Origin of the sequence: Prosthecobacter sp. (assembly GCF_020439865.1) — a bacterium.
In the GTDB taxonomy this organism is placed as follows: Bacteria; Verrucomicrobiota; Verrucomicrobiia; order Verrucomicrobiales; family Verrucomicrobiaceae; genus Prosthecobacter.
The window spans coordinates 1-11504 of the sequence record NZ_JAGRPF010000237.1 but is presented as its reverse complement, the minus strand read 5'-3'; the positions used below and the strand labels follow the sequence as shown (position 1 = coordinate 11504).

9 protein-coding genes are annotated in these 11504 nt (G+C 60.6%); 2 read left to right on the top strand and 7 right to left on the bottom strand.

What is annotated here, in order from left to right; translation table 11 throughout:
* Window positions 1-189: 189 nt before the first annotated feature.
* Window positions 190-1065 carry an AraC family transcriptional regulator gene (locus tag KDL09_RS24955; RefSeq protein ID WP_294391567.1) on the top strand — a complete coding sequence of 292 codons (876 nt, stop codon included), beginning with the start codon at window positions 190-192 and terminating at the stop codon, window positions 1063-1065.
* Here the strand turns inward: KDL09_RS24955 and KDL09_RS24950 are convergent, their stop codons facing one another.
* Genes KDL09_RS24950 through KDL09_RS24940 form a run of 3 tightly spaced genes read right to left on the bottom strand, consistent with a single transcriptional unit; the run spans window position 1066 to window position 5342 of the window.
* Window positions 1066-2583, bottom strand: a complete 1518-nt coding sequence (locus KDL09_RS24950; RefSeq protein WP_294391564.1) for a sulfatase — start codon at window positions 2581-2583, stop codon at window positions 1066-1068. It abuts the gene before it with no gap.
* A 33-nt stretch (window positions 2584-2616) separates the two neighbouring features.
* A complete protein-coding gene (locus KDL09_RS24945) occupies window positions 2617-3483 on the bottom strand; it encodes a hypothetical protein (RefSeq protein ID WP_294391562.1) in 867 nt (288 codons plus the stop codon).
* Entirely contained in the window at window positions 3480-5342 is a 1863-nt protein-coding gene (locus KDL09_RS24940) for an alkaline phosphatase D family protein (RefSeq protein WP_294391561.1), read from the bottom strand. Before KDL09_RS24940 ends, KDL09_RS24945 begins: the two co-directional genes overlap by 4 nt.
* 127 nt (window positions 5343-5469) lie before the next feature.
* On the opposite strand from KDL09_RS24940, the gene KDL09_RS24935 reads away from it, so the two are divergent.
* Entirely contained in the window at window positions 5470-7320 is a 1851-nt protein-coding gene (locus KDL09_RS24935) for an FAD-dependent oxidoreductase (RefSeq protein ID WP_294391559.1), read from the top strand.
* 36 nt (window positions 7321-7356) lie between these two features.
* Here the strand turns inward: KDL09_RS24935 and KDL09_RS24930 are convergent, their stop codons facing one another.
* From KDL09_RS24930 to KDL09_RS24915, 4 genes are all read right to left on the bottom strand, one after another.
* Complete coding sequence (locus tag KDL09_RS24930; RefSeq protein WP_294391556.1) at window positions 7357-7959, bottom strand: hypothetical protein; 603 nt, start codon at window positions 7957-7959, stop codon at window positions 7357-7359.
* Window positions 7960-8048: 89 nt separating this feature from the next.
* Window positions 8049-10544 (bottom strand): DUF1592 domain-containing protein, encoded by a 2496-nt coding sequence (locus tag KDL09_RS24925; protein WP_294391554.1) that lies wholly within the window; start codon window positions 10542-10544, stop codon window positions 8049-8051.
* The gene (locus KDL09_RS24920; RefSeq protein WP_345781111.1) at window positions 10541-10936 is read right to left on the bottom strand and encodes a four helix bundle protein; all 396 of its coding nucleotides are present in this window, start codon (window positions 10934-10936) and stop codon (window positions 10541-10543) included. Before KDL09_RS24920 ends, KDL09_RS24925 begins: the two co-directional genes overlap by 4 nt.
* A 34-nt stretch (window positions 10937-10970) precedes the next feature.
* Window positions 10971-11504, bottom strand: a 534-nt coding sequence (locus KDL09_RS24915) for a DUF1552 domain-containing protein (RefSeq protein ID WP_294391552.1), incomplete at its 5' end; no start/stop codon positions are given.

The following is an 11504-nucleotide window of genomic DNA, read 5'->3' as shown; positions in this document are numbered from 1 at the left end:
TGCTGAGGCGGTTCTTGAGGCCCCAGTCATACTGGTGGCAGCCCTTGAGGAAGAAGCCGGGGGCCTCCTGGGGGACGTGGGTGAAGAATTCCTTTTCCTTCTTGTCTGCTGCGCTGATTTGAATGTCGGCCATGATGGATGTGTGGGTTGGATGAACCTGCTTTCTTATGCATTCCCGGCTTGCCGTCCATGCACGGACCCGCCAGACTTGTGTCGGATTTTGCAATGGCCACGGAATCGAAGAACAGCATCCTCAGCCTCGTGCCCGCTGGTTCCGCGCATCGCGTGCAGGGCCATCGCACCGTGGCGCTGCCCGGCGTGACGGTGGACATTCTGACCACGCGCAAGATCGAACTCCAGCAGTGGGAGCTGCGGCGGCTGAACGATCCCTACTGGCGCCTCTACTGGCCGGTCAGCGAGGGCGGCGTGGTGGAGATCGACGGCGAGAAGACATCGCTCAAACCCGGCCACGTGTATCTGATTCCGCCACACACGACCTTCAGCACGACAACGAGCCGCCCCTTCAGCAAATGGTACGCGCATTTCAATCTCGGCCCTGTGGCGGACCGCGCCGCGCCGGGAATCCACCGTTTTCCCGCCAGCGCACACATGCGCAGCCTGCTCGCGGGCCTGATCAAGCAGAGCAAACGCCAGGCGGATGTGCGCTTTCCATGGCTTTCCATCCAGCTCGTCGTTGAGGCGGTGCGATGCCTGCCTGACGGTGTGTGGGAAAAGCAACGGCTCGACGCGCGTGTGCTGCGTGCGATGGAGTTCATGCACCAGCATCTTGGGCTCAAGCTGACGGCGGAACAGGTCGCGCGGCATGCCGGACTGAGCGTGCGAAATCTGAACCATCTCTTCCAGCAGGAGCTGCAGCAGCCGCCGATGCGCGTGCTGCTAGACTACCGGCTCGACGAGGCCTGCCGTCAGCTGCGCCACACGGAGGACAGCATCGAGACCATCGCTGAGCAGTGCGGTCTGGTGAACCGGCACTACTTCAGCCGCATGCTGCGCCAGTATCGGAATACCTCACCGGCGGCGTATCGCGAAGAGAGCTGGAGCTGATCACGGCAACTGCGGCTTCACCGGCGTGGTCGTACCCTTCTCGACCGGATAAACCGCGTGCTGTGCTTCGAGTCCGGCGATCAGCCCCTGCATGAGGCGCTTCAATTCGGCGGGGTTCGTCGTGGCGAGGTTTTTCTGCTCAAAGGGATCGTCCTTGAGGTTGTAGAGCTGGTAGTGGCTGCCTTCGGACACCTCGGTGGGGAAGTAGTGGTAGATCACCTTCCAGTCGCCATCGCGGAAGACGGTGAAGTAGTTCGTGCGATGCGGTGAGTGCGGATAGTGCATCAGGAATTTCTCATCGCGGCTGTTGTCGGCCTTGCCGGTGAGCAGGGTGTCGAGGCGTTTGCCGTCGAGGGCGTGACTCGCTGGTGCTTTGACATCGACGAGGTTGAGGATCGTCGGAAACATGTCATACACGGCCGCCTGCTGGCTCTGGATCGCGTTTACAGCGATGGGCAGCTTCTTCTGATTCGGATTGGCGGGATCCGCCTTGGCCCAAGCCGCGATGAACGGCACGCGCATGCCGCCTTCGTAGTGCGATCCTTTTTTGCCGCGCAACGGCGCCGCGCAGGCCACGGCGTGTTCGTTGCCGAGCGGCGCATCGCTGCCGTTGTCGCCAAGGAACAGGACGAGCGTGTTGTCCGCGACGCCGAGAGCATCGAGATGGTCGAGCATGTCGCCGAGCGACTTGTCCATGCCTTCGATCAGCGTGGCAAAGGCCTGCGCTTGCTGGGGCTTGTCGCTGTTCTTGTAATGATCAGCGAAACGCGGATCCGAATCGAAGGGCGCATGAACGGCGTAGTGGGCAAAGTAGAGGTAGAAGGGTTTGCCGGCCTTTACGGCCTCATCCACGCGCGCCTTGGCCTCGATCGTGAGCGCTTCGCTGAGGAACGTGTCGGTGCCGTGATATTTCTCCAGGCCCGGCACGGCCGCCTTCGCGCGCTTGGGATTCTTCCCGCCGTAGTCCTGCATGCCGTAGTAGCTGCCGGGCGCGCCGATGGAGGCGCCGGCGACGTTGATGTCGAAGCCGAGATTCGCCGGATTCGCGCCGTCAAATGCACGAGGACCGAAGTGGCCCTTGCCAACGTGGATCGTGCGATAGCCCGCACCTTCGAGAAGACCCGGGAGCGTGACATCGCCTTTGTGGAGGCCCTTCCAGTTCCAGTCCGGCGGTCCCTGCGGGCCGGCGTTGTCGTTATCGGGATTGATCCAGTTCGTGGTGCGATGACGAGCGGCGTTCTGGCCGGTCATGATGCTGATGCGCGTGGGCGAGCACACGCTCATGGCGCAGAAGTTGTTGAAGCGGATGCCCTTCGCCGCGAGGCGCTCCATGTTCGGTGTGCGATACCAGTCATTGAGCGGATAGCGCTTCGGTTTGCCAGACGCATCGGTCAAAAACGGCAGCGAGGTGTCCATCACTCCCATGTCATCGACGAGCATGATGAGAATGTTTGGCTGCGAAGCGGCGAAGAGCGACGAGCTCAGGGCAAGAAGAAGTGCAAGGAAGGTGGATCTCATGGCGGATTGTTTTTAACGAGGCGCAGGGGCGAATCATTCCGCTTTTGCGCCTTGAGGCGACGCGAGCACCGAAACCGAAGTGTCCTGCGGAGCGATGCGCAGCACTTTGGCAGAAGCGGCATCGCCAAACAGATTCTGCTTGAGCATGGCGAGCACGTAGCGTTCGTAGATCGCACGTCGTCCGGCGTCCGTTCGTCCGCAGAGCACGTTCGCGAGCGGGCTGGATGGATTTTCGGAATCGCAGTGCGTGGAATGGTGAATGCGCAGGGCCGTCAGCGGTGCGGCGGGTTTCTCCAGCCACGAAAGCGCGTTGGCATGCTGGTTCCACAAGCCGGGTTCGGCGAGCAGCATGAGGCCGGGAGAGTGCATCGCGTGGATGGCGTCGAGGCCGCGATTGCCAAAGTCTGAAGGATCGAGGCCGATCCAGCAGCGCACGTTCCTGGCGCGCGACGCGGCGAGCACCGTGTCGTATCCACCCGCCGAGTGTCCCATGAGCGCCACATCGCCATTGGGCGACGGCTTGCTGATGCGTCCCGGCTCATGCGCGAGAGCGATCAACTCGTCAATCGCATGCGAATTGCCGGTCTGGTTTGCAAAGAACGGCAGGTTCGGCACGACGGCGATCATGCCGTGCTGCGCGAGGAGAATCCCCCAGCCGGCCATGACACGACGATGGCGCGTGAAGCCGTGGGAGACGATGACGACGGGCGCTTTCTCGACGTTCTGCGGCAGGTAGAAGTCCACCGGCTTCTCTTTGCCCTGCAGCGTGAGCTTCTCGGTACGTTTGGTCACGTTCGCAGGCACCGGCAGATTCGGCACGCGGTTCGCACAGCCTGCGGCGATGAGCAGTGCCGTGATGACGAGCGCGGGATACCGCAGCCACCGAAGGAGTCGTTTCATTTGGGATCGCGAACGGTGCTGATCGCCTCCGAATAAACGTGCTCGCCGGTGCGGCCGTCGAAGTATTGGAAGATGATCTGCGGATTCGGGTAAGCCACCCAACGCGTGCCGCCGAGCTGCTGTGGCATGTTGAAGACATTGTTCACCTGCACGGTGCAGTAATAAGGATACATGCGCTGCGGGCGTTCGAGGTCCGGCAGGATGTAGCTCGACCAGCGAATGTCGCAGATGCGCGGGCCGGACTTGTAGAGGCCGGTGGCGGGGCGGTCGCCTTCGTCGTTCTTGGGAACATGATTGACGGAGTTCAGCGGGCCGGAGGCGAACTCCCACACGCGGTCGGTGATCTTGATGGCGAAGCTGTTGTGCAAGTCGGCGGTGAAGATGCACACGGGCTTCTTCAAGGCGTCAAAGGCGTCGATCAGCTCCTCGCGCTCGGCCAGCATCGAGGTCCACGCCTCGTCCTTGCCTTCGGTGAATTCATGGCCGCCGGCGCCGTTGTGCGAGATCATGAAATTGACCGACGACACAACGAAAAAGAAGTCGGACTTGCTGGCGCGCATCGAATCGAGCAGCCACTTTTTCTGTCCTTCACCCAGCAGCGTGAGCCCTTTCTTGCCGGGGTTTTTCGGATCGTGCATCTGACGGTTGGTTTTGCAGTCGAGAATGAAGTAGTCGCAGTTCGCCACGGTGAACTTCCCATACGATTGACGGCCGATGGAATACGAACCCGTGCTGTCCGCGTAGGCCGCAGGCGTGATGCGCAGACGATGCGCGTCGAGCACTTCGGCGATGCCGAACACACCGGCGTTCGGATTACCTGGCGGTTCGTTGTCGAGGCGGATGTCGTCTTCGCCAGAAGTGATCTTGCCCCAGTGCACGTGCAGATTCGCCGCCTGCTTCAGGTCGATCTTGGTGAAGTCGGCGCTCTCATCCACGAGGATGTCGCTGCCCTTCTTCAGCGTCGCCTTGCCAAAGTGAATGTCCTGCGTGGTCTCATACGGGTTCGCCCATCCGGCGTAGTCCTCCCACGCGCGGATGCCGATGTCGCGAAATACGGCGCGGCGCTCGCGAAAGCCGGTCGTGCCGCAGCCGCGCAGATCGTTGACGAGTTCGTGGTCGTCGAAGGTGAACACGGTGGGCATGTTGCGCTGATACGTCGCCATGTTCAGGCCGCGCGAGAGGTAGGTTTTGTAGTTCTCCCACACACCGACGACATTCGGCGCGAGATCGAGAATCTTCGGCGTCTGCTCGGGCTTCAAGCCGACCTCCATGAGCCAGTCGGACACCGGCATGGAGCGATGCTCCTCATAAATGAAGTCGCCGTTCATGATCGAGAACAGCGACTTGCCATGCAGCTCGCGCATCATCGTCCCATGCGCCGGCAGGCTCGGACCGATGCCGTTCTTCGGATTCTGGTTCGCACAGGAGCCGAACTGGAAGCGGAAGTTGAAGAGACCCTTCGGATTGTAGGTCGCCTCACGGTGTTCCTCGATGCCAGGCAACGTGAGAAAGCTGCCCGCCGGTCCGCTGGGCACCTTGCCGATGTAGATTTGGTAATGATACATCGTGCCCGGCTTCAATCCCGTGAGCGTGGTCGACCCCGTGTGATCATGCTCCGCAGTCGTCCGCACCGGCGCCGAGGCTTGATCGAGCTGCGCCTCCGTCGTGCCGTAATGCACCGTGAACTCACTCGCCTTGTGTGTTCTGGCCCACACTCGCACGCTGTTCTCCGTCACCAGTCCGAGCATCGGCCCGTGGGTGACGTGGTTCGTGCTGTATTCCTCCAGCGGAACCTGGGCGGAAGTGAAAGCGGCGGTCGCGGCGAAGGCGAAAAGGAAAAGCGCGGTCGGGTAAGTCATGCAGAAACCCAAACGACGCGCCTCCGCATCCTTTCTCACCGACTTCCCGACAAACGGTTTCAACAGATCGACTCATCCGCGACAACTGCGCTTGATTCATCGCCTTCTTGGTCAAACGCTCTCCTCCATGAAACGCCTCACCTCCTTCTTCCTCGCGTTGTATGCCGCAGCGGCGCTCGTCACTCACGCCGCCGAACCTCAGCGCGTGGACGTCTGCGTTTACGGTGCCACACCTTCGGGCATCGTCGCTGCAGTTACGGCGAAGCAGGAGGGCTGCTCGGTGCTCATCGTGGAGCCGAGCCGTTGGGTGGGCGGCATTCTCGGCGCGGGGATCAAGCCGATGCAGGATTGCGCGGAACCGGTGGCGGTCGGCGGATTGACGACCTCGCGCGTGTTCAAGATGGGCCGGCAGCCGGACGTGCTGCGCAAGGATTTTGCCGACTGGCTGGCGGAGGAGAAGATTCCCGTGATCTACGAGCAGCGGGTGCAGCGTGTGGAGAAAGCGGGCACGAGCATCGCGAAACTAATTCTCGAGCTCGCGCCCCCTGACAAAAATGGCGTTCCTGCGCCGACGGCGAAGCACAAGGATGTTTCGACGATTGAGGCGAAGGTCTTCATCGATGCGAGCTACGAGGGGGATGTGATGGCGGCGGCGGGCGTGAAGTATGCGGTGGGGCGCGAGTCGGCGGATACGTATCAGGAGGAACTCGCGGGCGTGGGACCGACGACGAACTGGACGCCGATCGATCCGTATGTTGTGCCCGGCGATCCGAAGAGCGGATTGCTGCCGTGGGTGGAGGCGGATCACGGTTTGCCGAAGGGCGCGGCGGATGATTACACGCAGGCCTACAACTTCCGTTACTACGTCACGCGTGATCCGGAGATGCGCGTGCCGTTTGAAAAGCCCGCGGAATACAGCGCAAAGGATTTCGAACTCGTCGGCCGCTATGTCGAGTATCTCGTCAGCACGATCCCAGGCGACGAAGCCAAACTGATGAAGCGCCTGCGTGACATCTTTCCCGGCTGGATGAACAGCGGCGAATACAATTACAAGCGCGACTCCTTGATCACGATGGCGCCGCTGGGCGTGAGCCGCTTTTATCAGGACGGCACGTGGGAGGCGCGATCGAAGGTGTGGCGTCAGCACATGGATTACCTCAGCGGCCTGCATGAGTTTCTCAGCACCGATGCGCGCGTGCCTGAGGCGTTTCGCAAGGAGACCGCAGAACTCGGTCGCGACAAGACGATGCACGCCGACACCGACGGCTGGCCGAATCAGCTCTATGTGCGCATCACGCGCCGCATGAAGGGGCCCTACATCCTCACGCTCGCCGATGTGTGGAATCAAACGAAAGCCGACGACGGCGTGGGTCTCGCGCTCTACGGCGTGGACATCTATCCCGTGCGTCGCTACGTCGTCGCGAACGAGAGCGGACAAACCGGCGTCGCCACGGAGGGAAACATGTTCGTCGGCGGCTCGCAGGGCACCGGGCATCCGTATCCTGTCTCGTATCGCGCACTCACACCGAAGCCGGATGAATGCACCAACCTCCTCGTGCCCGTGTGCTTCAGCGCCAGCTACATCGCCTACGCCTCCGCGCGCATGGAGCCGGTCTTCTGCGTGCTCGGCGAGTCTGCGGGCGTCGCGGCATCACAGGCGATCCGTTCCAACACCTCCGTGCAAAGCATCGACTTCAAGAAACTGCGCTCGCGTCTCCTCGAACGCGGCCAGATTCTCGAATGGACCGATGAACTCGCGGCGCAGGCAAAGCCGCGTCATAAAGGCGGCATCACCACCGGTGAATTTGCTTCGCAGCAGGCGTGGAACGATTCAAAGCCCGGCTGGGAGTGGTTGTTTCCTTTCATCGACACGGACAAGGACGGGAAGATCTCTCTCAAGGAACACGAGTCGTTTCAAGACTACAAGAAGCAGCATCCCGACTGGCAGAAGACGCTCAAGGCGCAGGTGAAGGAGTGAAGAAGGGGGTCGAGGGAGGAACTCATCCGCTCTGCACTAATCGTCCAAGCCACGGATCTTCCTGAATTGTATCTCCATGCTCGCCTGGTCGTCGTCCTCCACCTTGCGTAACCGTCTGAACCGTTCGTCGCCAATGAGATCAGCGAGGTGACTGTCCCAGAGATACTTTTTGCCTCGCTTTTCTTCGGAACTCGCTCGCGACGTTTCCACATTCGAAGCCTCTGGCCTCAATATCCACAACTCCTGCTCCCAATCCCGGTCCCAGATCATCTGCATGATCTTTTGCGAGGTTTGCGGGTCCAGTTGCCACGCATCAAACAAGGCGCGATATCCAGGTTCGCGTCTCGCCATCGTCGATTGAAGCTTTTTGCGCGCCTCCTCAGGCTCAGTGAGCTTCGCCATTCTAGATAGGAGTTCCGCCTCTTTTTTCTTCATTTCCTCTGGTGTCATCCTAGTTTTGGCGCTCTTGGCCGACACTTGCTGTTTGGCCTTCGCGACCTCGGTGACGTTGGAGATCTCTTTGCTGGTCGCTGCGGACGAATTTCCAACCTTCTGAGGCGCTTCGTTGTGCTGCCCGAAGTGGTACAGCAGAACCGTGAGAATGGATGCGGCAACGACAAGGGCGACAATAAGTCTCATACGCGTGGCCGTTGATTACCACGACGGCGAACGTAGAGCGATACCAAAATGGCCGGTTGTTCTGAAGAGTAGGGACGTCCGGTGCGCGATCACTTCCCGCCAAACGTCTCGCTCAACACCACCTGCTCCACCAGCGTGCGCAGGCCCTGCTTGTCCTTCGCGACAGCGGCGAGGATGGCATCGACCTGCGGACGGTCACCGCCTTCGATGCGGCGACCGCAGGCGTAGCTGAGCAGTTTTTCGGTGAGCATCTTCGCAAACTGATCCTGCCGGGCGAGGAGGATCTTTTTGAGACCGGTGACATCCTGGAATGATTTGCCGTCCGGCAGCTCGCCTGCCGCGTCGATTTTCGGGCCGAGCTTCTTGCCCTGAATGTAGTTCGTGCGCCACTGGCCGATGGGATCGAAGTTTTCGAGCGCGAAGCCGAGCGGATCGATCTTCTGATGGCATTCGAGGCAGCCGGCGTTCTCGCGATGTTTGGTCAAGATGTCACGGATCGACTTGGCGCCGCGCACGTCGGGATCGATCGGCGGCACATTGTCCGGTGGCGGCGGCGGCGGCGTGCCAAGGATGTTTTCCAGCAGCCAGATGCCGCGCACGACGGGCGAGGTCTCGATGCCGTTCGCGCTGACGGTCAAAACGCTGCCCTGTCCGAGCAATCCGCCGCGATGCGAGTCCGTGAGGCTCACTTTGCGAAACTCATGCGCGCTTTCAGGCGCGCTGATGCGACCGAGTTTGTAGAGGTCGGCAAGCGCCTGATTCACGAAGGTGTAATCGGCGTCGAGGAAGCGCGTGAGACTTTCGTTCTCGGTGATCAGATGACGCATGAAGAGCTGCGTCTCACGTTTCATCGCCGGTTTCAGGCCGTCGGCGTAGAATCGCGCGAAGGCATCGCGATCCGGCGGCATGTCGCCGAGGCTGCGCAGATTGAGCCATGAATCGAGAAAGCCTTCGATGAAGGCGTCTGAACGCGGGCTGGCGAGCAAACGACGCGTTTGCGCGAGTTTGACGTCGTGTTTCAACAACTCGCCGCTGTCGGCAAGTTTTCGCAATTCATCGTCCGGCATCGTGGACCAGAGGAAATACGAGAGCCGTGATGCGAAGGCATGCGCGCCGAGTTTCTCGTTCTTCGCTTCCGCTTTGGCGACGTAGAGAAACGCAGGCGAGCACAGCGCGGCTTTGAGTCCGTCTTTCATCGCATCAAACGGCGTGTGTCCTGCCTTGACGCGCGCATCGACGACACGCATGAGACGGTTCACCTCGTCTTCCGTGGCCGGACGACGATAGGCGCGATCCGCGAAGCGTTTCAGGATCTCGCGCGTGCGTTCAGGCGCGAAGGGCTTTTCGCCAAGCACGGCAAGCTGCGATGCGGGCGGCCAGTTTTGCACGATGGGGCCGCGAATCTCGATCTCGTGAATGCGGATGTGCGGCATGAAGCCATATTTGAGCACGACACGACGCGCCTCGAAGATGCCGAGGTCTTTGCGCTCCTCGGGCGGCCACTGATCTCTGTATTGGCGGGCGATCGTGCCGAAGGCGCGACGGCTGTTCGCCATGCCGTTCGGGAAGATGAAGCGCGGTGTTTGTCCGGCACTCAACGGCAAGGTCATCGTGTGCCACTCGGGTTCGCCGTCCTTTAGCGTGACCTCAGCGAGTTCGGGTTCAATCGGCTGCGGATGATGAAGTGGACCGGCGTTCACATCGCCCGGCACAATGCCGAGTCGAAACGGCTGCTCGGTGTCGCGCTTGAAGATCTGCTGCTCGTATGGATGCACGCGATTGATCGCCTGCGCTTTCACGCGGATCTCATACACGCCGTCCACCGGAACACCTTGTTTGAACTCGTGGATGTAGCCGTAGCCGCCTTCGTGGTTTTCCGTGTCCGGCACTTCGTAAACGCAGAGGTAGCGGTTGTTGTAAACGCGGCCGTGCGGGTAGGTGTGCTCCTGCTGCGGCCGGAAATTGCCGTCAAAGCGCCATGTCTTTTTCTGTGGTCGCTCAGCGACACTGAAGGCCTTCTCCACCACCTGATCCGCCGCGTCTAGATACTGCGCGAGCAGATAACCCGATGTCTGCAGCACATCGCCGAGATTGTCCATGTGCTCGGCCATCTGGTCGCGCGGAAACTTCGTCGTCGGATCGAACAGCCGCATGTCGAGCGCGAACAAATCGCCCACGGTGTTGATGTACTCGCGCTTGTTCAGCCGCCGCAGCACCGTCTGTCCGCCCGTGCTGCGCAACGTTGCCCGTGCCTCGGCCACCGCCTTCGTCAGCGAGGTCACGATCGCACTGCGCTCGGCCTCGGAAGGCTGCTTCGATTGCTTCGGCGGCATGTCGCCGAGATTGAGCTGATCGACGATGTCCTGCAGATCGATCACGTGCTCCGTGGTCTTCGCCGGGATGACGAGATGGTCAAAGCGCCGGTCACCCTTCTGCTTTTCGGGACCGTGGCAGGAGATGCAGTAGCTGCGCAGAAAATCCTGGGGCTGCGCCGCGATGGCAAGGTGACAGGATGCCACGATGACAAGGTGACACGATGACAGGGTGACAATGTGGCGAAGGCGGGGCTTGAATCGAAGGCTCATGACCGTTTGCCTTGCTTCTGGATGACCCAGGTTTCCGGGTGGTTGATCATGCCAACCAAAGTGCCGATCACCTCGTCGTAGGTTTTGTAGAGTTTTCGAGCTTGGGTTCGATCCAAGTATTCGGAGGCGACCGCGAACTCGATCCAGACCTGCGTCTCAGCCGCTTCGGCTTCAGAATCCGAGAGCTTGCTGATGAAATGCGCTTCGTAGCGTCGCTTGCGCCAGGCTTCGGCGAGGTTTGCGCATACGGATCGTGACGCACGGCGCATCTGATCTGTCAGCGAATACATTTCATCCTTTGGGAACGACTTCGACAGACGAAATAACTCCATCGCTGCATCGAACGCCTTCTGATAAACTTCCAAGTCACGATGATTGCGTATCTTCTTCATAGTCACCTTGTCATCCGGCCATCTTGTCACCACGTCAGGCAAAGTCTGTCAGCCGCGAATTCCCGATTCCAAACCGGTCTACCTCGACACCGAACTTCTGCAGCATGGTCACATACAGATTGCAGAGCGGCTGCTTGTTGAGGCCGGTCGTCGGATACGACTTGTGCTCGCCGTGTTTGAAGCCGCCGCCGGCAAGGAGGATGGGCAGGTTCAGGTTCGTGTGCGCGTTGGCATTCGCCATGCCGCTGCCGAAGAGTACCATGCTGTGGTCGAGCAGGTTGCCGTCGCCGTCCTCGATGGACTTTAATTTGCCGAGGAAGCGGGCGAACTGCTCGGTCTGATACTGCTCGAGCGTCAGCAGTCCGTCGATGTTCTCCTGCACCTGACCATGGTGCGAGAGCGCATGCCAGTCCTTGCGCAGACCGAAGGCGGCCGCCTCGAATCCGCCCGCGATCTCAAACGTGGCGATGCGTGTGGAGTCGGTTTGCAGCGCGAGTGCGATCAAATCGTAGAGCACGGGCAGATCGGAGACGAAGCCGGTGTTTTGCGGCTCCGGCATGCCCGGCTT

Coding starts and splice junctions, on each gene's coding strand:
- KDL09_RS24955 (WP_294391567.1), top strand. CDS start 190: ATGCACGGACCCGCCAGACTTGTGTCGGATTTTGCAATGGCCACGGAA.
- KDL09_RS24950 (WP_294391564.1), bottom strand. CDS start 2,583: ATGAGATCCACCTTCCTTGCACTTCTTCTTGCCCTGAGCTCGTCGCTC.
- KDL09_RS24945 (WP_294391562.1), bottom strand. CDS start 3,483: ATGAAACGACTCCTTCGGTGGCTGCGGTATCCCGCGCTCGTCATCACG.
- KDL09_RS24940 (WP_294391561.1), bottom strand. CDS start 5,342: ATGACTTACCCGACCGCGCTTTTCCTTTTCGCCTTCGCCGCGACCGCC.
- KDL09_RS24935 (WP_294391559.1), top strand. CDS start 5,470: ATGAAACGCCTCACCTCCTTCTTCCTCGCGTTGTATGCCGCAGCGGCG.
- KDL09_RS24930 (WP_294391556.1), bottom strand. CDS start 7,959: ATGAGACTTATTGTCGCCCTTGTCGTTGCCGCATCCATTCTCACGGTT.
- KDL09_RS24925 (WP_294391554.1), bottom strand. CDS start 10,544: ATGAGCCTTCGATTCAAGCCCCGCCTTCGCCACATTGTCACCCTGTCA.
- KDL09_RS24920 (WP_345781111.1), bottom strand. CDS start 10,936: ATGAAGAAGATACGCAATCATCGTGACTTGGAAGTTTATCAGAAGGCG.